The following is a 26,253-nucleotide window of genomic DNA, read 5'->3' as shown; positions in this document are numbered from 1 at the left end:
CCTTGGAAAACGGCTGATGGGATCGGTGAGCGCTGGTCAGACCGCGGCGAGGTCGCCCAGGAAGTCGGCGCCGAGCACCGAACGCAGCTCGGCCAGGGCCCGGAGGCTCGCCGACTTCACCGCGGAGGTGCTCATCCCGAGCATCTCCGCGACCGTCTCGATGCTGTGGTCCTCCCAGTAGCGGAGCACCACGACCGCGCGGCGCGCCGGGGACAGCCGCCCCAGCGCCTCCAGCAAGGTCAGGCGCAGCTCCGGCTGCCCCGCGCGGCCCGCGGTCTCCGGCAGCTCGTCGGTGACCCGCTCGGACGAGCTGCGCCGCCGCCGGTACCCCAGGAACTCGTTGGTCAGCACCCGGCGCGCGTAGGCGTCGACGGCCTCGGCCCGTTCGATCTTCGGCCAGGCGACGTACACCCGCGCCAGCGTGGCCTGCGTCAAGTCCTGCGCACGATGCCAGTCCCCGCACAACAAGTAGGCGGTCTCCCGGAGCCGACCGGCGCGCGCCCGCGCATACTCGGTGAACTCGGCGTCCTGTCTTTCACGGCCGCTTCGCCCTATCCACCCCACGGTGTCCGCCTTCCTTGCCGGGTTCCGCGCTGCTTGCCTGCGCCTACGTAGTAGATGCGGCGGGGGCCGGATTTCGATTCAGGGTGCCGTGTTTTGCCCCCGCGTTTCAGAACCTTGACGAACTGGCGATCTCGCAGTTGACTCACTCCATCCGGATTGTTTGCGGCCGCAACAAACTCACTCGACAAGGGCTTGAAACAGCTGGGAGTGTGCTTGATGCGTGCTCGAACACCGTGGTCAGAGCGGTCAACGCGGGTGAAACCGCACGACGGCCCCGGCCGTCCCCGGACGGCGCGCCGCCGTCTGGTCCGGGTCGGCGTGGCCGCCGTCGTGGCCGTGGCGTCCGTCGACGCGGCCGCCGCGACCGGCGCCGCCGGATTCTCCGGACCCGCCTATCTGAACCGTTCCGCGCCCATCTCGGCGCGGGTGAACGATCTGCTGGGACGGATGACCCTGGCCGAGAAGGCCGGACAGATGGATCAGCAGCTCGTCGACAACGTGACCGCCGCGGCCGGGGGTGCGTGCGGGGCGGCCGGGTTCAATCTGCCGTCGCCCGCGTGCCTGCAGGCCGCGCTCGTCGACCAGAACGTCGGCTCGCTGCTGGCCGGCGGGACCGACAACCCGGTCGACACCACCGGGAACGGCGGCAGCGGCAACACCGCGCAGGACTGGGCCAACGAGTACAACGCCATCCAGCAGTTCGCGGTCTCGCACTCGCGCCTGCACATCCCCGTCGTGTTCGGCGTGGACGCCGTCCACGGCTTCGGCCACCCCTACCAGGCGCCGCTGTTCCCGCAGTCCATCGGCATGGGCGCCACCTGGGACACCACCGCCGCGCGCGACGGCGGTGCGATGACCGCTTCCGCGCTGCGCGCCACCGGGTGGACGTGGGACTTCGCTCCGGTGCAGGACGTCGCCCGCGACAACCGCTGGGGCCGCACCTATGAGACCTGGGGCGAGGAGCCCGCTCTGACCTCGGCCTTGGGCGCCGCAAACGTTGCCGGAATGCAGGCGCCGGCCGGCGGCCTGAACGTCGGCGCGACGGTGAAGCACTTCGCGGGCTACTCGCAGTCGGTCAACGGGCACGACCGCAACGAGGCGCTCCTGCCGATGAACTACCTCCAGACCACGATCCTGCCCTCCTACGCCGGCGCCATCGACGCCGGCGCGGACGCGGTCATGGTCGACTCCGGCTCCATCAACGGCGTCCCGGCCACCGGGTCGCACACCCTGCTCACCGACATCCTCCGGGGCCAGCTGGGCTTCAAGGGCGTCGTGATCAGCGACTACCAGGACGTCCAGGCGTTGCAGACCGCGTACCACATCGCCCCGGACCTGCCCGGCGCGATCGCCGCCGCCGTCAACGCCGGACTGGACATGAGCATGGAGGTCGGCGGCGCCGACCAGTGGCAGGCCGCCGTGCTCCAGGACGTCGCCACCGGCAAGATCAAGATGTCGCGGATCGACGACGCCGTGCGCCGGATCCTGACCATGAAGTTCAAGCTGGGCCTGTTCGACCAGCCCTGCGTCGCCGACCCGACGAAGGCCTGCGTCGACCCGGGCGCCGCGAACGCCGCCGCGACCGCGGGGCGGGACAAGACCCTCCAGGCCGCGCAGGAGTCGATCACCCTGCTGCGCAACCAGAACGGCGCGCTCCCGCTGGCGGCCGGCGCCCGCGTGGTCGTGACCGGGCCGAGCGCCGACTCCATGACCAACCAGCTCGGCGGCTGGAGCGTCAGCTGGCAGGGCGTGGCCGGCGCCGGGCACGTGTGCTGCATGGGCCTGCCGGACCAGATCCCGCCGGGCACCACCGTGCAGAAGGGCGTCCTGGGCGCCGACGTGCAGGCCAAGGCCATCAGCGACCAGGCGGCGGCGGTGGCCGCGGCGCCGGACACCGATGCCTACGTGGCCGTCGTCGGGGAGAAGGCCTACGCCGAGGGCCTGGGCGACAACCCGGCTCCCGCGCTGCCGGCGGACCAGCAGGCGCTGATCTCGGCCCTGGAGGCCACCGGTAAGCCGGTGATCGTCGTGGTCGAGGCCGGACGGCCGGTGGGCCTGGGGCCGGCCGAGAAGGCCAACGCGGTGCTGATGGCCTACCAGGGCAGCACCGAGGCCGGACAGGCCGTGGCCGACGTGCTGTTCGGCAAGGTGAACCCCAGCGGCCACCTGCCGATCAGCTGGCCCTCCGACGCGCCGGCCGTGGGCGGCGACTTCGACGGCGGCGCGCCGTCGCCGCTCGGCGACCAGCCCAAGTTCTTCGACCAGCTGCCCAACACCGGCTCCGGCCCCGGGCACAACTACAACCCGGCCTACCCCTTCGGCTACGGCCTGTCCTACACCGGCTTCAGCCACACCGCGCTGACCGTCGCGACCAGCGGCGGCCACCACGGCACCACCTCGGTCACCGCCACCTTCACCGCCACCAACACCGGCAGCCGCGACGGCACCGACATCGTGCCGCTGTACGTCGCCCAGCCGCTCAGCGCGTCCGCCGAACCGCCGCAGCGGCTCGTCGGGTTCGCCCGGGTCACCCTGGCCGCCGGCGCCTCGCAGACCGTGAAGGTCACCTTCCCGGCCTCGGCCCTGGCCCGCAGCCAGGGCGACATCGACGCCGACGCGCCGCCCACCGTGGAGCCGGGCGGCTACATCCTGCAGATCGACAAGAACGACACCACGCCGTACGACGTCGATCTGTCCGCGCCGTTCAGCCTGACCTGACCGGGCTGAACCATCCGCGGCCGGTGCGGGCGATTTGAGGGGATCGCTCGCGCCGGCCGCGCCTTTTGTGCTGCTGGGGCCGGTGGGACGGGATAGCGTCGGGGAAAACCCGGGCGCCTTCGAGACGTCCGCGGAGAAAAGATGTCCGACCCGTGTCCGATCGGGGCGGGGCCGTTCGTGGAAGGGGTGAACGGCCGCCCAGCGGGGGCGTCCGGCCCAGTACAGGGAGATGAACCACCATGCAGTTTCTCGTTTCCGTGATCACCGACGGGACCGATCAGGCCACCGACGAGGAGATGGCCGCGATCACCACGTTCAACAAGCAGCTCAAGGCCGACGGCCAGTGGGTCTTCGCGGCCGGGCTCGGCGGGCCGGACACCGCCACCGTGATCGACAACCGCGGGGCCGAGTCCGTGGTCACCGACGGGCCGTTCCTGGAGTCGAAGGAGTACCTCATCGGCCTGTGGATCTGGGAGGCGCCGGACCTCGACGTGGCGCTCGAACTGGCCGCCGCCGGCTCCCGGGCGTGCAACCGCAAGCTTGAGGTGCGGCCGATCCTGTGAGCACCGCCGAGGGGGCCCGGGAGGCGGTCGTCCGGGCCCACCGCGAGGAGTGGGCCCGGCTGGTCGCCGGCCTGGCCCGGCGCTTCGGCGACCTCGACGTCGCCGAGGAGGCGGCGGCCGAGGCGTTCGCCGTCGCCGTCGAGCGGTGGCCGGCCGGCGGCGTGCCGCCCAACCCCGCGGCGTGGCTGACCACCACCGCGCAGCACAAGGCCGTGGACCGGCTCCGCCGGGAGGGCAAACGCGACGACAAGCACAGGGAGGCGCAGATGTGGCTGGACGACACGGCCGGGCCGCCCGAGCCGGTCGGCGCGGTCGAGGACGAACGGCTCCGGCTGGTCTTCACCTGCGCGCACCCGGCGCTGGCGATGGAGGCCCGGGTGGCGCTGACGCTGCGGATGGTCGGCGGCCTCACCGTCGCCGAGATCGCCCGGGCGTTCCTGGTCAGCGAGGCCGCCATGGCCCGGCGGATCACCCGCGCGAAGGACAAGATCAAGACCGCCGGCATCCCCTACCGGGTGCCGCGCGAGGCGGACCTGCCGGGCCGGGTGTCGGGGGTGCTGGCCGTCCTGTTCCTGGTCTTCAACGAGGGCTACCTGGCCTCCGGGCCGGACAGCGACCCGGTGCGCCCGGCGCTGACCGCCGAGGCGATCCGGCTCACCCGCCTGGTCCAGGCCCTGCTGCCGGACGACGGCGAGGTCGCCGGGCTGCTGGCGCTGATGCTGCTCACCGAGGCCCGCCGGCCGGCCCGGGTCTCGGCGGCCGGCGACCTGGTCGCGCTCGGCGAGCAGGACCGCGGGTCCTGGGACGCGGCGCTGATCGCCGAGGGCCACCGGCTGGTCCGCGAGCGCCTGGCCGCCGGCCGGGCGCCCGGCCGCTACCAGCTCCTGGCCGCCGTCAACGCCGTGCACACCAGCGCCCGGGACGTCCGCGACACCGACTGGTCGCAGATCGTCGCCCTCTACGACCAGCTGGTGCGGCTGGACGCCTCCCCGGTCGTCGCCCTCAACCGGGCCATCGCCGTGGCCGAGCTCGACGGCCCGGAGGTGGCGCTGGCCGCCGTCGACCGGCTCCGGGACCCGCTGGCCGGGTACCACCCGTTCCACGCCACCCGCGCGGACCTGCTGCGCCGGCTCGGCCGCAGCCAGGAGTCGCGGGCGGCCTACGACCGGGCGATCGAGCTCGCCGGGAACACCGGCGAGCGCGCGTACCTCGTCCGCCGCCGCGACCAGCTCGGGGAGCCGGTGCAGCCCGGGCGACTGGAGCGGCCGGGGTTCTGACCGGGGCCCCGGCCCGCGATCACAGGGTCCGCAGATGCCGCAGCTGCCGGTCCCGCTGCGCGGCGGCGCCGCCCTCGTGGTCGTTCCACGGATAGACCTCGATGTCCTTCGGCCCGGCCCAGTGGTTGTAGGACGCGAACACCGTCGACGGCGGGCAGGTGAGGTCCATCAGCGCCACCGAATACAGCGCCGGGATCGTGGCGCGCGCGGCGAAGTGCATCCCGTCGAAGTAGGACAGGGTGGCGAAGACCTGCTGCTCGGCGGTGCGCTGGACCTTCAGGAAGTCCACGATCTCGTGGTACGGGTCGCTGTCCACGAGCGTGACCGCGCGCCGGAAGTGGGACAGGAACGGCACGTCGATCATCGCCGCCAGCAGGCCCGGCCGCAGCGCCGCGACCGCCGTGCTGATCGCGCCGCCCTGGCTCGCGCCCTGCACCACGATCCGGGAGGCATCGATGCGCGGATGCGCCGCCGCGGTCTCGACCGCACGCACGGCGTCGGTGTACACGCGCCGGTAGTAGTACTGCTCCGGATCCATCACGCCGCGCGTCATCCACCAGCCGCCGGCCGGGTTCCCGCCGCCGTGCGGATCGGCGGTGGCACCGAGCTCGTTGGTCTGCGCGGCACCCTGACCGCGGGTGTCCATCACCAGCGTGGCCCAGCCGGCGGCCGGGAACGCCAGGTGGTCGTGGGGCAGGCCGCGGCCGCGGGTGTAGCCGAGGAAGTGGACCACGCAGGGGAGCGGGGCATCGTCGGCATCGTCGGCATCGGAGGCGGTACCGGAGCCGGTCGCTCCGGCGCGCGGCAGGATCAGCCACGCCTTCACCGGGTCCCCGCCCCAGCCGCCGAACGTCACATCGAAGACCTCGAACAGCGCCAACGCCGCGTCGTAGGGCTCGAACACCGGCTCGAACGCGGCGGCCTCGGCCTCGGTCAGCGTCCGCTTCCAGAACGCGTCGAAATCGGCCGGCTCCTCGCGCTCGGGCCGGTAGGCCCGCAACTCCTCCAACGGCAGATCGAACAGCGCCATGGCGCCCTCCCCATATCGAATGATCCACATCGGCCGCAGCAGTGTATGCGGACGAGGTGGATCAAGGGGGCGGGCGGTTCGTGGCTCGGCTCGGAGCAGCTGAGCTCAGACCAGCTCAGACCAGCTAAGCCGAGCTAAGCCGAGCTAAGCCGAGCTAAGCCGAGCTAAGCCGAGCTAAGCCGAGCTAAGCCGAGCTAAGCCGAGCTCAGCCAAGCCAAGCCAAGCCAAGCCAAGCCAAGCCAAGCCAAGCCAAGCTCAGCTCGACCAAGCTCAGACCAGCTCAGCTCAGCCAAGTCCAGCCCGACTGAGACCAGCACCCTTTAGCTCAGCCCAGCTCAGCCCAGCTCAGCCCGACTCAGCCCGTCCCGACTCAGCCCGGCGCACTAAAGCCCAGCCCAGCTCAGACCAGTGCGCCGCCCGCGCGCGCCGCCATCCGCGCCATGACCTCCGGCGCCGGCCACGAGCCGACCCGGTAGCGCGCCGGGTGGAATCCTTCGGCCGGGGTCAGGTCGACTTCCTCGGCGACGACGTCCCAGGGGATCTGGACCATCGCCTGGCCCTCCTTCGGGAAGAAGACCAGGTCGGCGTGCGGTAGCAGGGAGTCGATGCCGTCGCTCCAGGTGGTGCCGGTGAACTCCTCGCCGGCCGGGCTGCGGAAGCCTTTGAGCGAGGCCGGGAACGGGTCGCCGGACGCTGCGACGTCCCGCAGGTACTCGGTCTGCGGGCCGTAGGAGCTCATCGCCAGCAGGATCGCGGCGTGCTTGACCGCGGCGTGGGCCGGGTGGTCGGCGGGCACCTCGTAGAGCGTGGCGGCGCCGTCGTCGTCCACGGTGATCGGGGCCGGGCACAGTGGGCGCGCGGACTCGGTCCACTCGCGTTCGGCGTCCCGCAGCCGGGCGGTGGTCCGGTCCGCGTCGGCGGACTCGTAGGCCAGCAGCAGGACACTGTTGCTGGTGGGGAACACCAGCGGACGCGCGCCCGCGATCTGCCGCAGTGCGCCGAGCCAGCCCTCGACCAGCGGGAGCGAGGTCACGTAGAAGTCGCCGGAGTCGTCCAGCCGGGTGGCCTCCGGTTCCGCTGTCTGGTCCGCCGGCTTGCCTACCGGCTTGCCTACCGGCTTGCCCGTCGTCTTGCCTGCCGTCTTGCCGGTCGCCCGGCCCGTCGTCTCGGCCGCGGCCCGGGCTCTGGCCCGGGCGCGGTCCAGGGTCTCGGTGACCGACCGGGCGAGGTTGCGGTGCCCGGCGTCGAACGCCTGCTGCGCGTCGACGCCCCAGGCCGCGAGGTCCTGCGGGGCGACGTACTTCATCGCCGAAGGGCTGTCCAGGACCAGCATCTCGGCCAGGTAGCGCAGCGCCGGGCGGCGCACCACGTCGATCTCCGGGTCGTGCACCGGCGGCCGCAGCACCGGGCGCAGCAGCGGCCGGGCCAGCTCCCAGGTGTCGGGCGTCGGCGGCAGCGCCGCCACCTCGACCAGCCGGCCGACAGCGGCGCGCCGCGCCGCCGCCGAGGCGTTGCGCGTCTCCTGGAACACCATGTCCAGGGTGATCACGCCGGGGGAGTCATCGGCGGGGGTCCGGAACACCAGTACCCGGAAGTTCTCCGCGTCGTAAACGGTGCGGGCGACGGAGTCCAGGGCCAGGACGCGGGCCGCCACCTCCTTCCCGAACCGGTCGCGGGCGGATCCGAAGATCTTGTCGGCTATCCCCATGGCCGGGGACGATAGCGCAGGCCCCCGACGATCAGGTGACGTCCCGGTGACCAGCGGATACTCAGATCGACAGGACCTCCACGAGCTCCGGCGGCAGACCGTGGGTCTCGTGCAGGAACCGCAGGGTCCGATCATCCAGGACCTCGCCGCGCGGCCGGCGGGACAGCAGCCGCCGTCCGCGCTCAAGCAGCTCCAGGAACCGGCGCTGCTCGTCGAGCAGGACCTCGCGGACCTGTTCGGGCGAGACGCCGCCGGAGCCCTGGGACTGGGGCTGGAACTGGGGCTGGGACTGGAGCTGGAACTGGGACTGGAGTCGGGACGGCGACTGCCCGAAGTGGTCCAGGGTGTGGACATACAGGTCCAGCGGCAGGTCGTCGAGCGGCGGCAGGCCGCCGCGCCACAGCACGGTCAGCACGCGGCGCAGCAGGCGTCGCAGCACGTAGCCGCGCCCGGTGTTGGACGGCCGGACGCCGTCGCCGACCACGACCATGCTCGACCGCAGATGGTCCACGACGAGCCGGTGCCGCCGCGGCTCCAGCGGCCACAGCCCCGGCACCGTCCGCTGCCAGGGCTCGAAGACGTCCGTGTCGTAGACCGAGTCCTTGCCCTGGAGCACGGTCAGCAGCCGCTCCAGGCCCATGCCGGTGTCGACGCACCGCTGCGGCAGCGGGACCAGCGAGCCGTCCGGCAGCCGGTCGTGGCGCATCATCACGTGGTTCCAGACCTCGACCCAGCCCGGGTCGGTGCTCGGCGTGCCGCGCGGCTCGTCCGAGCCGGTCCAGACGAAGATCTCGCTGTCCGGGCCGCACGGTCCGGTCGGGCCGTTCGACCACCAGTTGTCCGCACCCAGCGGCTCCACCGGGACGCCCAGGTCCTGCCAGGTCTCCAGGGACTCCAGGTCCGGGCCGACCTGCTCGTCGCCGCCGAACACGGTGACGTGCAGCCGCTCGGGCCGCAGGCCGAAGCCCTCGGTCAGCAGCCGATGGCCCCAGCGCAGGCTCTGACCGGGGCCGTAGTCGCCCAGCGACCAGGACCCGAGCATCTCGAAGACGGTCAGGTGGGTCGGGTCGCCGATCTCTTCCAGGTCGGTGGTGCGCAGACAGCGTTGGACGCCGCCGAGGCGCCGGCCCTGCGGATGCGGGCGGCCGAGCAGGTAGGGGGTGAGGTGGTGCATGCCGGAGGTGGTGAACAGCACCGAGTCGTCGCCCGGGGGCGGCAGCAGGGTCCGGTCGGTCGGCACCTCGTGGCCGTGCTCACGGTAGAAGTCGAGGAAGGTGGTGACGGTTTCGCGGCAGTCCATGGCGGGAGGCCTTTCCGGGGTCGCGGGGTGAGCGCGGTGGCCGGATGGCGTCGCCGGGGGAGGACACGCGTGCCGTCATCGCCTGATGCGGAGCACGCCGGAGCCGGCGGACCGATCCGGCCGCCGACGGCAAAAAGGGAGGAAGATCAGGAAGCGGCAGCCGGGGAGCTGATAGCTCGCGCGGCCGCGGCGACGGTATGCCGGATGATCTCCATGTACTGACTGTAGGCGCGCCGACCCGCTCAGGGCCAACGGTTTTCGCCGGCGGTCTCCTGTAACAGCCGCATGACCAGGCCCGACGCCGGCTTCGGGCCGAACGCCGTCGACTTGCGCGGCATCAGCACCCCGGCGCCGGCCAGTTCGCGCACGACCTCCTCGGTCGTCGGGCGCAGCAGCACCGCGGTCCCGCCCAGCCGCGCGGCCTCGGCGATCGCGTGCTCCGGGTCGTGGTCGAAGCGGACTTCCTCGGGAGTGTCCGGGAGGTGCCAGACCGACTCCACCAGGACGTGGTGCAGGACCGTCGCATCCAGGGCCCGCCAGGCGGCGGGGCGGTCGGCGGGCACGGCCCGGGCCAGGACTGCCGGGTCCGGGGCGGTGAGCAGGTGGTGCGTGGTGCCGTCGGACAGGACGAAGGCGTGCTCGCTCGCGGGGATGCCTTCCAGCACGGTGTGCGGGTCGGCCGTCTCGCGCACCGCGAACACCTTGCCCGCCTGCTCCACCGCCACCGCGAGCGGGACGTGGGGCAGCACGCGGTGGATGGCGTGCAGGCTCAGGGGGTAGCGGGCGGAGTCGACGATCAGGGCCAGGCCGTAGGCGGCCGGGCCGGTGTAGGCGGCGGTGGTGACGGTGCCAGTGCCGCTGCCAGTGCCGCTGTCAGTGCCAGTGCTAGAGCTGTTGTCAGTGTCAGTGTCACTGCTGGTGTCACTGCGGGTGCCGGTGCCACTGCCAGCGCCGGTGCCAGCCGCCTCGGCCTGCCCGGCGCGCTCCGCCCGCAGCCGCCGGTAGGCCGCGTGCCGGTGGTGCCCGTCGGCGATCAGCGCGCGGTGCCACAGCAGGTCGGCGCTGATCCGGTCGACCGTGACCGGATCGGTCACGGCCCACAGCCGGTGCTCGGTGCCGTCGGCAGTGGTGGTCGCGGTCACCGGCTCGCTGTGGTTCGCCACCCGGTCCACCAGGTCCGAGACGGTGCGGTCGCCCTCGTAGGTCAGCAGGATCGGCTCGATGTGGGCGTCGGTGGCCCGCATCTGGGCCAGGCGGTCCGCCACCACCGAGTCGGTCACGGCCTCGTGCGGCAGGATCGCGCGGCGGCCCGGGGCCGGTTCGGCGGCGTCGGACTCGGCATCGGACCCCGTGTCGGCGTCGTCCAGCCGCACCAGGGCGATCAGACCGCGCTGCCGGAAACCGGCCCCGGTCTGCTCGTAGACGTAGAAGCCGGGCTCGGGGTCCAGGCGCAGCGACCCGTCGTCCATCCACTCCCGCAGCGAGGACGCCGCCCGCCGGTAGCGCGCCGGCCGGCCGTCGGCGGGGGCGCCAGGGCCGGCCGCCGCCTCCTCCGGCGCCGCCAGGATCAGGCGGACGACGTTGTGTTCCGCGGTGTCGGCCAGCCGCCTGGCCTCCTCCGGCCCGATCATGTCGTACGGTGGCGAAGTGACCGCCGACGGGTCGCCCACCCGCTCCGGGACGAACCTCAGCCCCCGGAACGGGAGCACTCGCAGCGCCTGCGGATCGCTGTGTGCCATGCAGGCATGGTACGAGGCGAGATACGCCGGAGCCGAGACGCCCGCTCGCTCTGCGCGGTCGGGGGACTCGGGGGGCGCTTGAGAACGACGGGGAGTGAGGTGGCCGACGTGTGGAAAGGAAGAACGGCATACAGGTTGTCACGGATGGGGAGCCGGTAGCGGGAGCCGAGTACGACGGAGGATCTTATGTCTGAGCGATACGGCGGGTATGACGCTGAGGACGGCGTCGGCGAGCCCACCGGCGAGGCCGCCGACTGGTACCGGCAGGGCGTACAGCTGCTGGAGGCCGGCGACCCGCAGGGGGCGGCGCAGCTGCTCACCAAGGTCGCGCAGAAGACCCCCGACTCCGCCCCGGTGCTGGAGGCCCTGGCCCGCGCGCACTTCGACGGCGGCCTGTACGACCAGGCGCTGGAGAGCTTCGCCCAGCTGGCCCACGTCAGCCCGGACGACGACTACGCCCAGTTCGGCTGGGGCCTGGCCGCGGCGAAACTCGGCCGGATGGATGTCGCCGTGGAACACCTTTCCGCCGCCGCGGCGATGCGCCCGGAGATCCGGCACTACGCCAACGCCCTGCGCGCGGCGCGCTCCACGCTGCGGGAGCAGACCGGCAAGCGCGGACTGGCCGACGGCTGAGCTCCGCGGGCACTGTCCTCCAGCTGCGGCCCGAGGTTTCCGCCCGGACCGGTGTCAGGGGTCCTCGCCCGTGCGGGAAGCAGATGTGATCAGATAGCCGTGTGACCGCTGAGACTGCCGACGGGCCGCGCGGGACCGCCGCGGCCGTGCCGCTGCTGAGTTCCGCCAAGCCGCTCGCCCAGGACTACGACACGGCCCTGCTGGACCTCGACGGCGTGGTGTACCGCGGCACCGACGCGGTCCCGCACGCCGCCGAAGCGCTGCGCGAGGCCGAGACCCACGGCATGCGCCGGGCCTACGTCACCAACAACGCCTCCCGCACGCCCGAGGCGGTGGCCGAACACCTGAACCAGCTCGGCGTCCCGGCGCACGCCGCCGAGGTGGTGACCTCCGCGCAGGCCGCGGCCCGGATGGCGCACGCCTGCGTCGGCGACAACGGCCGGGTGCTGGTGATCGGCGGCGCCGGCCTGCTGGAGGCGGTCAAGGAGCTGGGCCTGCGCCCGGTGGCCTCCGCCGACGACCTGCCCGACGTCGTGGTCCAGGGCTACAGCCCCGACCTGGGCTGGAAGGACCTGGCCGAGGCCACCTACGCGGTCCGCGCCGGCGTGCCGTGGATCGCCACCAACGCCGACACCACCGTGCCCACCGCCCGCGGCATCGCCCCCGGCAACGGCACCCTGGTCGCCGCGGTCCGCGCCGCCTCCGGCGTGATCCCGCAGGTCGCGGGCAAGCCGGAGCTGCCGCTGCACCGCGAGTCGATCCTGCGCTCCGGCGCGACCCGCCCGCTGATCGTCGGCGACCGCCTCGACACCGACATCGAGGGCGCGATCCGCGGCCGCACCGACAGCCTGCTGGTCCTCACCGGCGTCACCACCATCCCCGACCTGCTCGCCGCCCCGCCCGAGCGCCGGCCCAGCTACATCGCCGAGGACCTGCGCGGGCTGCTGACCACCCACGTCGCGCCGACCCGCGACGGCGTCAACTTCGTGCTCGGGCGCACCACCGCCGCCGTCGTCTCCGGCCAGGTGGTGCTGCACGCGCACGGCGACAAGATGGACGCGGTCCGGGTGATGTGCGCCGCCGTGTGGGACCACGACGGGGACGCCGACGCCGCCGACGCGCTGGCGGCGCTGGCCGACTTGGTCTGAGCGCGCCGACTCGTGCCGGCTCACTTGGCTTGAGTGCGCCGGCCGACCGGGCTTGAGTGTGCGGAGGGGCGGGGGACCGGCCGGTCCCCTGCCTGGGCCTCCCGCCTGGCCGCGGCGCGTCGGGCTGCCGAGGATGGGCGCCATGAAGGAACTCGAATGGCGCCCCGCCGTCCGTATCGAACTGGCGAACAACAGCGACTACCCGGTCAACTCCGTGGCCTTCGTCGAGGGCTGGGTCTTCGCCAAGAACCAGAACGGGACCGTCGTGTTCCCGTCCTCGCAGGTCGTGAAGGTGTCGCTGGGCTGATCTCGAACAGCTGAGCTCGAACGCCTCAGCCCTGCACCACGGTCCCGTCCGCGACCAGGTCCGCCACGTCCTCGAAGCCCCAGTCGGCCAGCGCCTCGCGGGTGTGCGCCCCTGCGCCGCACGGCGGCAGTCCCAGCTCCGCCCCGGTCCGCGAGAACCGGGGCGCCGGCGCGGGCTGGGTGAGGCCGTCGCGCTCCACCAGCGTGCCGCGCGCGGCCAGGTGCGGGTGCTCGACCGCCTCCTTCGCGGACAGCACCGGGGCCACGCACGCGTCGCTGCCCTCGAAGACCTTCGTCCACTCCTCGCGGGTCCGGGTCGAGAACACGTCGGTGAGCAGCTCCCGCAGGTGCGGCCACCGCTCCCGGTCGTTCTGCTCCGGCACCACGTGCGCGATGCCGAGGCGCTCCACCAGCTCGCCGAAGAACCGCGGCTCGATCGCGCCGACCGCCATGTACTCGCCGTCGGCGGTCTCGTAGACGTCGTAGTACGGCGCCCCGGTGTCCAGCAGGTTGGTGCCGCGCTCGGCGCGCCACAGGCCCAGGCTGGTGAAGCCGTGCAGGATCGCCGACAGGTGCGCGGTGCCGTCCACGATCGCGGCGTCCACGACCTGGCCGCGCCCGGAGCGGCCGGCCTCCCAGACCGCCGCCAGCAGGCCCACCGCCAGGTACATCGACCCGCCGCCGAAGTCGCCGACCAGGTTCAGCGGGACCTGCGGCGGGCCGCCGGCCCGGCCGATGGCGTGCAGCGTGCCGGTGACGGCCACGTAGCCGATGTCGTGCCCGGCGGTCGGCGCCAGCGGGCCCTCCTGGCCCCAGCCGGTCATCCGGCCGTAGACCAGGCGCGGGTTGCGGGCCAGGCACGGCTCCGGGCCGATGCCCAGGCGCTCGGCCACGCCCGGGCGGTAGCCCTCGATCAGCACGTCGGCCCGCTCGGCCAGCCGCAGCACCACCTCGGCGCCGCCGGGGTGCTTGAGGTCCACGGCCACCGAGCGCCGGCCGCGGTTGAGCACGTCCCGGTCGCCCAGCGACAGCCCGCCGCCGCCGGGCCGGTCCACCCGCAGCACCTCCGCGCCCAGGTCGGCGAGCAGCATCGCGGCGAACGGACCGGGTCCGATGCCCGCGATCTCGACGACTCTCAGTCCCTGCAACGGTCCAGCCATGACACCCTCCCGGCGGCGACCCATCCCTGACGGTGTATCAGAATCCTCGCGAACCCGCGCCCCTCGGTGTTCGCCAGGCGCCTGCGAACCCTTATCGCGGTTCCTCGAACAGCGGGCGCAGCAACGCCTTCGAGCGCTGCCACCGCTCGTCCAGCCGCGCCGAGGGGTGCGGATGCAGGAACGACACCATCCGCAGGCCCCGGATCGCCTCCAGCGCGGTCAGCAGCCGGGGCTGGAAGTCCGGCAGGGCCGTGACCCGCGGCCCGAACAGGATCAGCGAGACCTCCACGAACCGCGCGGTCAGCGCCCGTTCGAACGCGGCCGTGGCCTCCCGCAGCTCCGGATCGGTGCGCGCGGCCACCCACAGCTCGATCGCGGCGTCGAACGTCGGGCCCTGGTGCGCCTTCCACAGCAGCTCCAGCGCCTCCCCGACCGGGTCGGCGGCCCCGGCCATCAGGTCCGGCCGGGCCAGCACCAGCTGCGCCTGCTGCTCGGCCAGATGCCGGACCGCGGCCACCACCAGCTCGTCCTTGGTCGCGAAGTGGTGCACCTGCGCCCCGCGCGAGACGCCGGCCAGCTCCGAGACGCGAGTGGTGGTGGTCCCGGCGTAGCCGAACTTCACCAGACACTCGACCGTCGCGTCGAGCAGCAGGCGCTGCGTGGTGGCGGAGCGTTCCTCCTGGGTGCGGCGTGCGGTCACGCGCCCAACTTACAGGCAGGGCTGCCGGTTTGTTGAGGGCCCCTCGACCAGCCGGGCCAGCTTGTCCATCGACATCCGGGTGCCGAGCTCGTTGTCGGCGGGGGAGACGCCCGGCGGCAGGTCGTCGTGGCGTCCGACGAGCTCGGTGCCGTCGTCGGCGTCGTGCAGCTCGTAGGTGATCGTCATCAGCCCGCGCAGGTCCGGGACGTCGGTCTCGAACTCCACCGACTGCACCACCTTGGTGTCCGGCACGAGCTCCACGAACGTCCCGTGGAAGGTGTCGGTGCGTCCGGTGGTCTTCCCGGTGCCGTCCGGGGCGTCGTAGGTGAGCGAGATGCGGAAGGCCCCGCCCTGGCGTCCCTCGAAGGTGTGGATCTCGCTGGTCATGTCGTCCGGCACCATCCAGTGCCGGACCGACTCGGCGTCGATCAGGGCGTGGTAGACGGCGGCGCGGGGCGCCCGGATGAAGCGCCGGGAATGGGTGGTCGTCATGCTGCCCAGCCGATCACACCAGCTTGCGCAGGCGCAGCAGGTCGGAGAAGGAGGCTTCGAGCTTCACCCGGCCGCGGGCCCAGGCGGCGGCGAAGTTCAGGTCGCCGGCGACCAGGGCCAGCAGATCGTCGCCGGCGATCGTGAGACGGACCTGCGCCCGCTCCCGGGGCTCGGTGGTGATGTCCTCCAGGGCGCCTTCGCGCAGGACGCCGTGGAAGGTCACGTCCAGGTCCGGGACCCGCAGGCTGACGGTCCGCACCAGCTTCTTGTTCGAGTCGTCCATGCCGCCGAGCTTCCCGCCGAACTCCTTCAGCGCTTCCCGGCATTCCTCGATGGTGGCCACGTTCGCGACCTTAGCGGAAGCCACGCGATAGCGTTCGTGGTGAACAGTCGGCAACCGAAGGCGAGCAGCGCGACCATGGACGAGTCCGAGACCGGGGAATTCCGTTTCGAAGTGGACTTCGAGCACTCCGGGCACCGTCCCGTGGACGACGTCCTGGACCGCCTCACCCGCCTGCCGGAGACCGAGCTGGCGGTGCACGCCGACGTCTACGACGCCATCCACAACGACCTGCGCGCGATCCTGGCCGAGCAGCCCGCGGGGCCGGGCGGCCAGGGCGGGCCCGGCCGGTGACCGCGCGGCGCCGCCTGGACGCCGAGCTGGTGCGCCGCAACCTGGCCCGCTCCCGGGAGCAGGCGCGGGAGCTGATCGAGGCCGGCCGGGTGACGGTCGGCGGGCAGACCGCCGCCAAGCCCGCGACCCAGGTCCAGACCTCGGCCGCGATCGTCGTCACCGAGGCCAAGGACGGCGCGGACTACGTCTCGCGCGGCGGCCACAAGCTGGCCGGCGCGCTGGCCGCCTTCGCCCCGCACGGCTTGAGCTTCCAGGGCCGCCGGGCCCTGGACGCCGGGGCCTCCACCGGCGGCTTCACCGACGTGCTGCTGCGCAACGGCGCCGCGCACGTCGTGGCCGTGGACGTCGGCTACGGGCAGCTGGCCTGGTCGCTGCGCACCGACGACCGGGTGACGGTCCTGGACCGCACCAACGTGCGCGACTTGACGCCGGAGACGATCGGCGGTCGGGTGGACCTCGTGGTGGGTGACCTCTCGTTCATCTCCCTGCGGCTGGTGCTCCCGGCGCTGGCCGCCTGCGCCACCCCGGAGGCGGACCTGGCCCTGATGGTCAAGCCGCAGTTCGAGGTCGGCCGGGAGCGGCTGGGCTCCGGAGGCGTGGTGCGCGACGTCGCCCTGCACGCCGAGGCGGTGCGGGACGTGGCGGCCGCCGCGGCCCGGGCCGGGCTCGGGGTGCGCGGCGTGGCCGCGAGTCCGCTTCCAGGGCCGGCGGGCAACGTCGAGTACTTCCTCTGGCTGCGCGCCGACGCGCCGCCGCTGCGCGAGGAGGAGCTCGCGCGGGCCGTCCAGGAAGGCCCGGCCGGGGACGGCCGGTTCGACCCGGACGGCGGGTCGAAGGCGGGATCGGGCACGCCGGCCGGACTCGGCACGGCAAGCGACGAGGGGTCTGGGGACTAAGCAATGGGACACAGCGAGCGCGCGGTGCTGTTGGTCGTCCACACCGGCCGGCAGGTGGCGCTGGACGCCGCGCGGGACACGGTCGCGCGGCTCACCGCGGCCGGCGTCGAGGTGCGGGTGCTGGCCGGCGAGGCCGGGGAGTTGGAGACCGACGCGCAGGTGTGCCCGGCGGGCGTGGACGCCGGGGAGGGCGTGGAGCTGGTCGTGGTCCTCGGCGGCGACGGGACCGTGCTGCGCGGCGCCGAGATCGCCCGCTCGGCCGGCGTGCCGCTGCTGGGCGTGAACCTCGGCCGCGTCGGGTTCCTGGCCGAGGCCGAGTACGAGGACCTGACCTACGTCGTGGACCGGATCGTGGCCCGCGACTACGACGTCGAGGAGCGGATGACCGTCGACGTCGAGGTCGCCCTGGACGGGCAGGTGCTCGACCGGTCCTGGGCGCTGAACGAGGCCAGCGTCGAGAAGTACTCGCGCGAGCGCATGGTCGAGGTGCTGGTCTCCATCGACGGCCGGCCGCTGTCGAAATGGGGCTGCGACGGCGTGATCTTCGCGACGCCGACCGGCTCCACCGCCTACAACTTCTCGGCCGGCGGCCCGATCGTCTGGCCCGACCTGGACGCCCTGCTGCTGGTGCCGATCAGCGCGCACGCGCTGTTCGCCCGGCCGCTGGTGGTCTCGCCGCATTCCGTGCTGGCGCTGGAGCTGCAGCCCAACGGCGACGACCCGGCGAGCAAGGGCGCTGTGATGTGGTGCGACGGCCGGCGGGTGCTGGACCTGCCGCACGGCGCGGTGGTGAAGGTGCGGCGCGGCGCGCTGCCGGTGCGTTTCGCCCGGCTGCACCACGCCCCGTTCACCGACCGGCTGGTGGCGAAGTTCGCGCTGCCGGTCGGCGGCTGGCGCGCGCAGAAATGATCGCCGGACCCCCGCCGGCCGATCCGGAGCTCCCGCCGCAAGTGTCAGGGCTGTGAACTTCGGCCCCTAAGGGGACGAATCCGGCGCGCAGGTACCGCATGGGGGCCGCGACCACTTAGTGTCGTACCCGTGCTGGAGCAGATGAGGATTCGCGGCCTCGGGGTGATCGAGGACGCGGTGTTGGAGCTGTCGCCCGGGTTCACGGCGGTGACCGGCGAGACCGGCGCGGGCAAGACGATGGTGGTCACCGGCCTCGGGCTGCTGTTCGGCGGCCGGTCGGACTCCGCGCTGGTGCGGCCGGGCGCCGAGCGCGCCTCGGTCGAGGGGCGGCTGCTCGTGGACCCCAAGGGCCCGGCCGGGCGGGCCGCCGCCGACGCCGGGGCCGAGCTGGAGCCGGCCGGGGAGGGCCGCGCGGAGCTGATCATCTCCCGCTCGGTGTCCCTGGAGGGGCGCTCGCGGGCCAGCCTGGGCGGCGCCGCGGTCCCGATCGGCGTGCTCGGCGGGCTGTCCGACGACCTGGTGGCGATGCACGGCCAGTCCGCGCAGCAGTCGCTCCTGCAGCCGGCCCGCCAGCGCCAGGCCCTGGACCGCTACGCCGGCCCCGCGGTCGCCGAGCCGCTGGCCGAGTACAAGTCCTGCTACGACCGCCTGAAGAAGATCGAGACCACGCTCGACGAGCTCACCACCCGCGCCCGCGAACGCGCCCAGGAGGCGGACCTGCTCCGCTTCGGCCTGGCCGAGGTCGAGCGCCTGGACCCGCTCGAGGGCGAGGACGAGGAACTGGCCGCCGAGAGCGAGCGCCTGGGCCACGCCGACACCCTGCGCACCGCCGCCGGCGGCGCCCACATGGCCCTGGCCGGCAGCCCCGACGACCCGGCCTCGATCAACGCCCTGTCGCTGCTGACGGAGGCCACCCGCGCCCTGGACGGCGCCCGCGGCCACGACCCGGCCCTGGCCGAACTCGCCGCCCGCCTGGACGAGGCCTCGTTCCTGCTCGCCGATGTCAGCACCGACCTGGCCGCCTACACCGACTCCATCGAGGCCGACCCGCGCCGCCTGGCCGACGTCCAGCAGCGCATCAGCGACCTCAACAGCCTGATGCGCAAGTACGGCCCCAAACTCCCCGACGTGATCGCCTGGGCCTCCACCGGAGCCCTGCGCCTGGCCGAGCTGGAGGGCGACGACGACCGCATCACGGCGCTGGCCGCCGAGCGCGACACGGCGCGCGCTGAGCTGGCCGAACTGGCCGCACGGGTCTCCGCCGGTCGGTCCCAGGCCGCCGACAAGTTCGCCGCGGCGGTGACCACCGAACTGGCCGAGCTGGCCATGCCGCACGCCCGCATCGAGGTACCGGTCACGCAGAAGGACCTCCCGACCGGCCTGCCGATCGACGGCCGCACGGTGGCCTTCGGCCCGACCGGCGTCGACGACGTGGAGCTCCGGCTGGCACCGCACCCGGGAGCGCCGTTCCTGCCCATCGCCAAGGGCGCCTCCGGCGGCGAGCTCTCCCGGGTGATGCTCGCGGTGGAGGTGGTCTTCGCCGGCTCGGACCCGGTCCCCACCTTCGTGTTCGACGAGGTCGACGCGGGCGTCGGCGGCAAGGCGGCGGTCGAGGTGGGCCGCCGCCTGGCCCGCCTGGCGCGGTCCGCACAGGTGGTGGTGGTGACCCACCTGCCCCAGGTCGCGGCGTTCGCCGACCGGCAGCTGGTGGTGCGCAAGGCCAACGACGGGTCGGTGACCCGGTCGGGGGTGACGGTGCTGGACGACGCGGAGCGGCGGCGCGAGCTGGCGCGGATGCTGGCCGGGCTTGAGGAGTCCGAGCTGGGGCAGGCGCACGCGGACGAGCTGCTTCAAGCCGCGGCGGCGGATCGGCAGCGGGCTTAGGGGGTTTGGGGCTTATGCGGAACGGCCTCGCGGTCCCGGCGCTTGTGGGATCGCGGGGCCGGCGCCCGAAGACGGCGCCCGGGTGTGAGAATGCTGCGGTGGCGGCTATTCGCGTGGTGGTGGTCGACGATCAGGCGGCGGTGCGGGACGGGTTGGTGGCGTTGTTGTCGGTGACCGGCGGGGTGGAGGTCGTGGGCGAGGCCGCCGACGGCGCGGCGGCGGTGGCCGCGGTCGAGGCGCTGCGGCCCGACGTGGTGCTGATGGATCTGCGGATGCCGGGGGTCGACGGGGTGGAGGCCACCCGGCTGATCGGCGAGCGGGTGCCCGAGGCCCGGGTCGTGGTGCTCACCACGCACGCCGACGACGCCTCGGTGTTGAAGGCGCTGCGGGCCGGAGCCACCGGGTACCTCACCAAGGAGTCGGGCCGGGCCGAGATCGCGCGCGCCATCGAGGCGGCGGCCTCGGGCCAGTCCGTGCTCGACGACGGGGTGACCGCCACGTTGCTGGCCGCGGCCGTGGACGTACCGGCGACCGTCGAGCTGACACCCCGCGAGGCCGAGGTACTGACCCTCATCGCCCGCGGCAGGTCGAACACCGAGATCGCCGACGAGCTGTTCGTGTCGGCGGCGACGGTGAAGACGCACATCAACAACCTGTTCGCGAAGATCGGCGTGCGCGATCGCGCCCAGGCTGTGCGCTACGCGCTGCGGCACGGTCTGGACTGAGGCCGGACCTCCGTGCTCAGCGCAGGAAGGTCATGACTCGTTGCCACGCGTCGGCGCAGGCAGCGGCGCGGGTGGCGGGGTCGGCGGGATCGGTGTCAGGGGAGTCGGTGTCAGCGGGATCGGTGTCAGCGGGATCGGTGTCGGGGATGTCGAAGAAGCTGTGGGGCATGTCCGGATAGGTCACGAGTTCGTGGGGCAGGTCGCCGAGAGCATGGTCGAAGGCTGATACATGAGCGGCCGTGATCCCTGCGTCGGCAGCGCCGAAGAGACCGAGGACGGGAACGACGAAGGTGCCGGCCAGCTGCGTCGGGCCGGGAGCGCCGAACAACTCGTCGGGGTAGCCGTAGAAACCGATCACGCCGCGCACGCCGAACTCCGGTGCCGCACTGAGGAACGCCTGGCGGCCGCCGAAGCAGAACCCGAGAACGACGACGTCGGTGCTGGGGAGGGCACCGATGCCGGTCCGGATGTCGGCGAACAAGCCTTCCCGGGTCACCTGGAAGAGGTGCTCCATGAAGGCGAAGTCCTCACCGCGGGTCGTACGGTCCGCGCCGGCGGTGCGTCCGTAATAGTCGATCGCCAGGGCCGCATGGCCTTGTTCCGCGAGGCGGATGCAGAGGTCTTCGTAGAAGCCGGTCAGGCCACGGTTGTCGGGCAGCACCAGAACCGAGGTGCCGCGGGCGTGGGCGGGCGCGGGGACGGCGTGAAAGGCGCTGAAAGGCGAGCCGTCGCCGGAGGTGAGGACCAGAGTGTCGGCGGAGGCGACCGGTCCGAGCGCCGGCTGGAACACCGGCGGATGCGAGGCGGGGTTATGGCACATGCGAGCACCATAGTCCCGATAAAACAGCATATTACCACAAACAAATCAATTTTGGAAGATATCGGGTGTAACGATCGGAACACTGGCGACCAGGCGCCAGCCACCGGTCCCGCTGGGCTCGGCCGTGAGCGCACCACCGAGCAGACCGACACGCTCACGGAGCCCGATGATGCCCCAGCCGCCGCCGGTGTCGGCGAGCGAGCCGAAGGAGCTGAGAGAGCTGTCCGTGCCGGTGGAACGAGCCGAGCTGGCCGAGCTGGCCGGGCTGACTGAGCTGTCCGAACCGGCCGAGCCGACCGATCCGGCCGAGTTATCCGGGCTGGCCGAGCCGACCGGGTTTTCCGAGCTGTCCGAGCCAATCGAGCTGTCCGAACCGGCCGAGTTATCCGATCCGATGGATCCGACCGGGCTGGCCGATTCGTGGGAGCCGGTCGAAGCAGCTGATCCGATTGAGCCGACCGAGCCGACCGAGTTGCCCTGGCCGACCGGGCCGACCGAGTTATCTGATTCGTCGGAGCCAATCGAAGCAGTCAAGCCGGCCGAACCACTCACCACCGCGTTCTCCACCGTCAAAGTGATCTGCTCCGCCCCCACCGCAAGCCGGACCTCCACCGCCGCCCCCGGCGCGTGCTTCCGCGCGTTCGTCAGCGCCTCCTGTGCCACGCGTTGCAGCCCCTGCGCCGTCTCCACCGCCAGCTCCGGTACCGGGCCGCCGACCACCTCGAACGAGGCCTGCCATCCGGTGTCGGCCGCGTAGTCGGCCACCAGTCGTGCCAGGGTCTCCTCCGGTGGACGCACGTCCTCGCGCAGTGCCGCCACCGCGCGTCGTACCTCGCCCAGGCCGTCGCGGGCCAGGCGGCGTGCTCGCACCACCATCGTGTGTGCGGCGTCGATGTGGCCGCCTTCGGTCAGTAGTGCGTCGGCGGCCTCCAGTTGGATTGCCAGTCCCGACAGTGAGTGCGCCAGTACGTCGTGCACGTCCCGGGCGATGCGGCCGCGCTCGGCCAGTGCCGCGGCGTGCGCCTGTTCGGCGTTGGCCAGGCGGGTCATTGCCAGCAGGTCGTGTGCACGCTGCAAGGCCAGCATCCGTGATCGGCGGGAGTCGCCGAACAGGTAGCCCCCGAAGGTCATGCCGGCGATCCAGGACAGGTCCGCCGCTCGGTCGGAGAGCAGGGCGCTGGCTGTGCCGATGGCCAGGAGCGCGACGGCTGTGTACACGGCGACGACGCGGGGTTCGGCCACGGCCTGGAGGTAGAGCACGCACAAGAACATGAATGTCAGTCCGGCGGGCTCGCCCCGTCCCGTTCCGGCCATCACCGCGCCGGACAGGCCGAACACGATCGCGGCGGGGATCGCCACGGCGTGCTCCCGCGCGGTGGCGATCGACCAGACCATGCCGGCCGTGATCGCGACCGCCGCCAGGGGCCACGCCGACCGCTGGTCGGACTTCACGAGCGTCACGCCGACGAAGACCAGGCCGCCGACGCGCAGGGCCGCGGCCCCGAGCGGGTAGCGCTCGCTCCAGCGGCGGAGGTCGGGGAAGTCCTCGGTCAGCGTTATGGCCAGGGGGACGGATGCCGCTGTGTCGCCCGCCTGGTCGGTGCCGCTCCCGCGCTTCGCCGAGCCGGAATCGGGGCCCGAGCCCGAGCTGGCGCCGGAGCCCGAGCTAGAGCCAGCCTTCCCGGTCTTCATAGTGCTGCCAGTCTGCCCGGCCCCTGCCTCGGCAAGCACGCCCGCCACGGTCATCGCGCCGTCGCCTTTCAGGACCGCGCCATGACCGGGACGCCGGAAGCCTGCGCCCGCGGCAGCACCACCAGCGACTCCGCCGCCAGCGACAGCCCGAACATCAGCATCAGCGAGGAGGTCATCGCACTGCGCCCCGCCCCGGAAGCCACCGCCGCGGCCTCGACTGCGAACCGGGCGGCGATCGAGGCCGCCCACAGCGCCAGAGTGCTCGGCCGGTACCGGGCCCAGAGGTAGCCGTCCCGCTCGTACAGCCGCACTGTCATGCCCCGCACGAGTCCGAAGGCGATCGACACCGCACCCGAGGCCGCGAGCCAGGCCTGGTCGGTGTGGGTGAGGGTGCCCGCCTTCTGGAGAGTCACCAGCCCGTAGACGGCCAGCACGCCCGGCAACACCACCGATCGCCGGGTATCCAGCGGGCGGCCGGTCAGGCGCCTTCCGACGACGAGCGCCAGCACCAGGACGATGAGGCCGATCTGCACGATGCTCATGCCCTCGACGTTAGGAACCGGCGCCGGTTCCGGGATCGGAGCACGGGTGGAGACCCGGGTGGAGATCCGCGTCCATCCGGCAGTCCACCCGGGTTTCCGCCGACACGCTTGCCCACGCCCCTCGCCCACACCTCCCGCCACCCCTCGCCACGCCCGCCGCCGCCCTTCGCCCGCCCGCCGCCGCATCTCGCCCTTCGCCCCGCCCCCCGCCCTACCCGCCCCACCCGCCAATCCTTTACCGCTCACCCTCGCGCTCGTGGGACGATGACCGACAGAGATGTCGTACCTCCAGTCCCGTTCCCGCCGCCGAGCCCAGGCCCGCCAGCCAGACTTGCCGGGTCTGTCCGGCGTGGTCCGCGTGGACCGGCGCACCAAGGACCTCACCAAGCGGCTCCGGCCTGGCGAGATCGCGCTGATCGACCACCTCGATCTGGACCGCGCGGCCGCTGAGGCGTTGCTGGCGTGTCGGCCGGCCGCGGTGGTGAACGCTGCGAAGTCGCTGTCCGGCCGGTATCCGACGCTCGGTCTGGAGATCCTGGTCTCGGCCGGTATTCCGGTGGTGGACGAGGTCGGGGCGGCGGCGCTGGAGCGGGTCACGGAGGGTGACCGGGTGCGGCTGGACGGCAACGTCTTGCTGCGCGGCAGCACGCCGGTGGCGGTCGGCAAGACGGTGGAGTTGACCGAGGTCGTGGAGGCGTTGGCCGAGGCGCGGTCGACCGTCTCGGCGCAGATCGAGGCGTTCACCGTCAACACCATGGAGTACCTGCGGACCGAGCGGGATCTGCTGTTCGACGGCGTCGGCGTTCCCGAGATCGCCACCCGGCTGGACGGCCGCCATGTGCTGATGGTGGTGCGCGGCGCCCACCACAAGGACGACCTAGCCGTCCTGCGTCCCTACATCCGTGAGTACCGGCCGGTCTGCATAGGGGTCGACGGCGGCGCGGACGCGCTGCTGGAGACCGGCCACCGGCCCGACATGATCGTCGGTGACATGGACTCGGTCTCCGACGAGGCGCTGGCCTGCGGTGCGGAGCTGATCGTGCACGCCTACCCGGACGGCACCGCCCCCGGTCTGGACCGTGTCACCGCCCTGGGCCTGCCCTGCACCGTGTTCCCGGCCGCCGGGACCAGCGAGGATGTCGCGATGCTGCTCGCCGACGACAAGGGCGCCAGCCTGATCGTCGCTGTCGGGGGTCACAGCAACCTGGTGGAGTTCCTGGAGAAGGGTCGCGGCGGCATGGCCTCGACGTTCCTGACCAGGTTGCGCGTGGGTGGCAAACTGGTGGACGCCAAAGGGGTCTCGCGGCTGTACCGCAGCCGGATCTCCAACGCGTCGCTGACCGCCCTGGTGCTGGCGGCGCTCACCACCATCGTCGCCACGCTGCTGGTCTCGCCGGCCGGGAAGGGGTATCTGACCGTGCTCGGCTCGCTGTGGGACGATTTCGTGTTCTGGGTGCGGGGCTGGTTCTCATGACGGCCGCGCACCGGATCCGCACCGCCGTTGCCCGCCGTACCGCCGCCCGCCGCCCCCGGGGATTGTCCACTTGATCGACTTCCGCTACCACGTCGTCTCCATCGTCGCGGTCTTCCTCGCGCTCACCGTCGGGCTGGTCATCGGCTCCTCCTACCTGAGCAAGATCGCCTACGACGGCCTGAACCACCAGCTGTCGGTCCTGCGCGGCGAGAACCAGTCCCTGCACGGCGCCCAGGACCAGCTCTCGGCCCAGGTCCGGGACCGCGACGCGCTGCTGGCCGCGCTCGGTCCGGACGCCGTCGCCGGCAAGCTCGGCGGCCACTCGGTGGCCGTCGTCGTGCTGCCCGGCGCCGACGGCTCCACCGCCGACTCCCTGTCCGACCTGCTCGGCAAGGCCGGCGCGACGGTGACCGGCGTGGTGACGCTGAAGTCCGGCCTGCTGGACCCGGCGCAGAGCGGCAAGCTGGCCCAGGTCGCCGCCCGGCTCCCGGCCGCCTCGCGCGGCGGCGCGCAGCTGCCGAGCACCGGCGCCTCGGCCACGCCGGACAAGACCGCCGCGGCCGCCGCCGCCCTGGCCGACATCGCCGGCGCGGTCGTGCAGCGGATACCGGCCAACACCTCGGGCGTCGGCGAGCAGCGCATCGCCAGCGACGCCGCCACGACCATCCTCAGCATCTACAGCACCGCCGGCTACGCCGACGTGAAATCGCTGTCGACGCTGCCCGCCGACCTGACCGTGGTGCTGGCCCCTTCGGCGCCCACCGCCGGCTCCGGCACCGACACCGCCAACACGCTGTACCTCGGCTTCCTCAAGGACCTGGCCGGCGGCGGCCGCTCCGACGGCGCCGTGCTGGCCGGCCCGGCCTCCGCCGCCGTGTCGCCGGGCCTGCTCTCGGCGGCCGTCAAGGACGGCTGGGTGTCCAAGAACGTCTCCACCGCCGACTCGGTCGACCAGGCCTCGGGCCGTATCATCACCGTCTTCGCCCTGGCCGAGGAGACCACGGGCAAGACCGGCCACTACGGGCTGACGGGCACGGCCGACGGGCCGCTTCCGGACCTGCACTGAACGAGGGAGGGGAGGTCGGCGTGATGCGTGGGGTGAAGGAGACGGCGGCGGCCGCGGCGGCCGGCGCTGTGGCGGCACGCGGCGCCTACCGGCTGCTCAATGCCCGTACCCCCGGCGGTGCGGGGCGCTGGACGCGGGCGAACAACCGAGGACGCGAGGTCACGCTGCTCGAAGGCCCGGCGGTCGCGGCCGGGATCGCGGCGGCGGCGCTCGTCGCGCCGGGCGTGCCGGGCGCGGTGCGGCTCGCCGGCTGCGGGGCGGCGCTCGGCGCGG

The 26,253-nt window shown here is 73.0% G+C and carries 25 protein-coding genes and 1 pseudogene; 14 read left to right on the top strand and 12 right to left on the bottom strand.

Annotated elements, in window-relative coordinates; all coding sequences use genetic code 11:
• Window positions 1–36: 36 nt before the first annotated feature.
• A complete protein-coding gene (locus ABD481_RS40035; protein WP_344671114.1) occupies window positions 37–564 on the bottom strand; it encodes a SigE family RNA polymerase sigma factor in 528 nt (175 codons plus the stop codon).
• A 255-nt stretch (window positions 565–819) separates the two neighbouring features.
• On the opposite strand from ABD481_RS40035, the gene ABD481_RS40030 reads away from it, so the two are divergent.
• The 3 genes from ABD481_RS40030 (at window position 820) to ABD481_RS40020 (ending at window position 5,122) form a co-directional block, all read left to right on the top strand.
• On the top strand, window positions 820–3,282 hold the full coding sequence (locus tag ABD481_RS40030) for a glycoside hydrolase family 3 N-terminal domain-containing protein (RefSeq protein WP_344671113.1): 2,463 nt from the start codon (window positions 820–822) through the stop codon (window positions 3,280–3,282).
• Window positions 3,283–3,521: 239 nt separating this feature from the next.
• The gene (locus ABD481_RS40025) at window positions 3,522–3,845 is read left to right on the top strand and encodes a YciI family protein (protein ID WP_344671112.1); all 324 of its coding nucleotides are present in this window, start codon (window positions 3,522–3,524) and stop codon (window positions 3,843–3,845) included.
• Entirely contained in the window at window positions 3,842–5,122 is a 1,281-nt protein-coding gene (locus tag ABD481_RS40020; protein ID WP_344671111.1) for an RNA polymerase sigma factor, read from the top strand. Before ABD481_RS40025 ends, ABD481_RS40020 begins: the two co-directional genes overlap by 4 nt.
• A gap of 19 nt (window positions 5,123–5,141) precedes the next feature.
• Here the strand turns inward: ABD481_RS40020 and ABD481_RS40015 are convergent, their stop codons facing one another.
• The 4 genes from ABD481_RS40015 to ABD481_RS40000 form a co-directional block, all read right to left on the bottom strand.
• A complete protein-coding gene (locus tag ABD481_RS40015; RefSeq protein WP_344671139.1) occupies window positions 5,142–6,152 on the bottom strand; it encodes an acetylxylan esterase in 1,011 nt (336 codons plus the stop codon).
• Between the two features lie 400 nt (window positions 6,153–6,552).
• Entirely contained in the window at window positions 6,553–7,860 is a 1,308-nt protein-coding gene (locus tag ABD481_RS40010; protein WP_344671110.1) for a DUF1444 domain-containing protein, read from the bottom strand.
• Between the two features lie 61 nt (window positions 7,861–7,921).
• A complete protein-coding gene (locus ABD481_RS40005) occupies window positions 7,922–9,160 on the bottom strand; it encodes an alanine--tRNA ligase-related protein (RefSeq protein WP_344671109.1) in 1,239 nt (412 codons plus the stop codon).
• A 242-nt stretch (window positions 9,161–9,402) separates the two neighbouring features.
• Window positions 9,403–10,899: a DUF1015 family protein gene (locus ABD481_RS40000; RefSeq protein WP_344671108.1), complete on the bottom strand. Its 1,497-nt coding sequence runs from the start codon at window positions 10,897–10,899 to the stop codon at window positions 9,403–9,405.
• A 186-nt stretch (window positions 10,900–11,085) separates the two neighbouring features.
• On the opposite strand from ABD481_RS40000, the gene ABD481_RS39995 reads away from it, so the two are divergent.
• The 3 genes from ABD481_RS39995 to ABD481_RS39985 all read left to right on the top strand — a co-directional run bounded on the left by ABD481_RS39995 (window position 11,086) and on the right by ABD481_RS39985 (window position 12,987).
• Window positions 11,086–11,532 (top strand): tetratricopeptide repeat protein, encoded by a 447-nt coding sequence (locus tag ABD481_RS39995; protein ID WP_344671107.1) that lies wholly within the window; start codon window positions 11,086–11,088, stop codon window positions 11,530–11,532.
• Window positions 11,533–11,633: 101 nt separating this feature from the next.
• Window positions 11,634–12,680 carry an HAD-IIA family hydrolase gene (locus ABD481_RS39990; RefSeq protein WP_344671106.1) on the top strand — a complete coding sequence of 349 codons (1,047 nt, stop codon included), beginning with the start codon at window positions 11,634–11,636 and terminating at the stop codon, window positions 12,678–12,680.
• Between the two features lie 142 nt (window positions 12,681–12,822).
• Complete coding sequence (locus tag ABD481_RS39985) at window positions 12,823–12,987, top strand: lamin tail domain-containing protein (protein WP_344671105.1); 165 nt, start codon at window positions 12,823–12,825, stop codon at window positions 12,985–12,987.
• A gap of 25 nt (window positions 12,988–13,012) precedes the next feature.
• On the opposite strand, the gene ABD481_RS39980 is transcribed toward ABD481_RS39985, so the two are convergent.
• The 4 genes from ABD481_RS39980 to ABD481_RS39965 form a co-directional block, all read right to left on the bottom strand.
• Complete coding sequence (locus ABD481_RS39980; RefSeq protein WP_344671104.1) at window positions 13,013–14,146, bottom strand: CaiB/BaiF CoA transferase family protein; 1,134 nt, start codon at window positions 14,144–14,146, stop codon at window positions 13,013–13,015.
• A gap of 91 nt (window positions 14,147–14,237) precedes the next feature.
• Window positions 14,238–14,846: a TetR/AcrR family transcriptional regulator gene (locus ABD481_RS39975; RefSeq protein WP_344671103.1), complete on the bottom strand. Its 609-nt coding sequence runs from the start codon at window positions 14,844–14,846 to the stop codon at window positions 14,238–14,240.
• A 9-nt stretch (window positions 14,847–14,855) separates the two neighbouring features.
• Complete coding sequence (locus ABD481_RS39970; RefSeq protein WP_344671102.1) at window positions 14,856–15,338, bottom strand: SRPBCC family protein; 483 nt, start codon at window positions 15,336–15,338, stop codon at window positions 14,856–14,858.
• A gap of 13 nt (window positions 15,339–15,351) precedes the next feature.
• On the bottom strand, window positions 15,352–15,681 hold the full coding sequence (locus ABD481_RS39965; RefSeq protein WP_344671101.1) for an alkyl sulfatase C-terminal domain-containing protein: 330 nt from the start codon (window positions 15,679–15,681) through the stop codon (window positions 15,352–15,354).
• 75 nt (window positions 15,682–15,756) lie between these two features.
• On the opposite strand from ABD481_RS39965, the gene ABD481_RS39960 reads away from it, so the two are divergent.
• The 5 genes from ABD481_RS39960 to ABD481_RS39940 all read left to right on the top strand — a co-directional run bounded on the left by ABD481_RS39960 (window position 15,757) and on the right by ABD481_RS39940 (window position 20,386).
• Window positions 15,757–15,972: a hypothetical protein gene (locus ABD481_RS39960; protein ID WP_344671100.1), complete on the top strand. Its 216-nt coding sequence runs from the start codon at window positions 15,757–15,759 to the stop codon at window positions 15,970–15,972.
• Window positions 15,969–16,868 (top strand): TlyA family RNA methyltransferase, encoded by a 900-nt coding sequence (locus ABD481_RS39955; protein ID WP_344671099.1) that lies wholly within the window; start codon window positions 15,969–15,971, stop codon window positions 16,866–16,868. The genes ABD481_RS39960 and ABD481_RS39955 overlap by 4 nt, the downstream gene beginning before the upstream one ends.
• Before the next feature lie 3 nt (window positions 16,869–16,871).
• Window positions 16,872–17,777 (top strand): NAD kinase, encoded by a 906-nt coding sequence (locus ABD481_RS39950; protein ID WP_344671098.1) that lies wholly within the window; start codon window positions 16,872–16,874, stop codon window positions 17,775–17,777.
• A 141-nt stretch (window positions 17,778–17,918) separates the two neighbouring features.
• Window positions 17,919–19,661 carry a DNA repair protein RecN gene (gene recN, locus ABD481_RS39945; protein WP_344671138.1) on the top strand — a complete coding sequence of 581 codons (1,743 nt, stop codon included), beginning with the start codon at window positions 17,919–17,921 and terminating at the stop codon, window positions 19,659–19,661.
• A 98-nt stretch (window positions 19,662–19,759) separates the two neighbouring features.
• Complete coding sequence (locus ABD481_RS39940; RefSeq protein WP_344671097.1) at window positions 19,760–20,386, top strand: response regulator; 627 nt, start codon at window positions 19,760–19,762, stop codon at window positions 20,384–20,386.
• 16 nt (window positions 20,387–20,402) lie between these two features.
• Here the strand turns inward: ABD481_RS39940 and ABD481_RS39935 are convergent, their stop codons facing one another.
• From ABD481_RS39935 to ABD481_RS39925, 3 genes are read right to left on the bottom strand one after another with little or no spacing between them, the layout of a single operon-like run.
• Window positions 20,403–21,206: a dienelactone hydrolase family protein gene (locus ABD481_RS39935; protein WP_344671096.1), complete on the bottom strand. Its 804-nt coding sequence runs from the start codon at window positions 21,204–21,206 to the stop codon at window positions 20,403–20,405.
• A gap of 45 nt (window positions 21,207–21,251) precedes the next feature.
• Window positions 21,252–22,952, bottom strand: a complete 1,701-nt coding sequence (locus tag ABD481_RS39930; protein ID WP_344671095.1) for a sensor histidine kinase — start codon at window positions 22,950–22,952, stop codon at window positions 21,252–21,254.
• Between the two features lie 14 nt (window positions 22,953–22,966).
• A complete protein-coding gene (locus ABD481_RS39925) occupies window positions 22,967–23,440 on the bottom strand; it encodes a DUF1453 domain-containing protein (protein ID WP_344671094.1) in 474 nt (157 codons plus the stop codon).
• Between the two features lie 277 nt (window positions 23,441–23,717).
• Here ABD481_RS39925 and steA point away from each other — a divergent pair, with 277 nt between their 5' ends.
• The 3 genes and pseudogenes from steA to ABD481_RS39910 form a co-directional block, all read left to right on the top strand.
• On the top strand, window positions 23,718–24,914 hold the full coding sequence (gene steA, locus ABD481_RS39920) for a putative cytokinetic ring protein SteA (protein ID WP_344671093.1): 1,197 nt from the start codon (window positions 23,718–23,720) through the stop codon (window positions 24,912–24,914).
• Window positions 24,915–24,984: 70 nt separating this feature from the next.
• Window positions 24,985–25,980, top strand: a complete 996-nt coding sequence (locus ABD481_RS39915) for a copper transporter (protein ID WP_344671092.1) — start codon at window positions 24,985–24,987, stop codon at window positions 25,978–25,980.
• 23 nt (window positions 25,981–26,003) lie between these two features.
• Window positions 26,004–26,253, top strand: a pseudogene (locus ABD481_RS39910) (hypothetical protein); the annotation flags it as partial.

Origin of the sequence: Catenulispora yoronensis, from assembly GCF_039531695.1 — a bacterium.
GTDB lineage: Bacteria > Actinomycetota > Actinomycetes > Streptomycetales > Catenulisporaceae > Catenulispora > Catenulispora yoronensis.
This window is presented reverse-complemented; position numbering and strand designations above follow the sequence as displayed.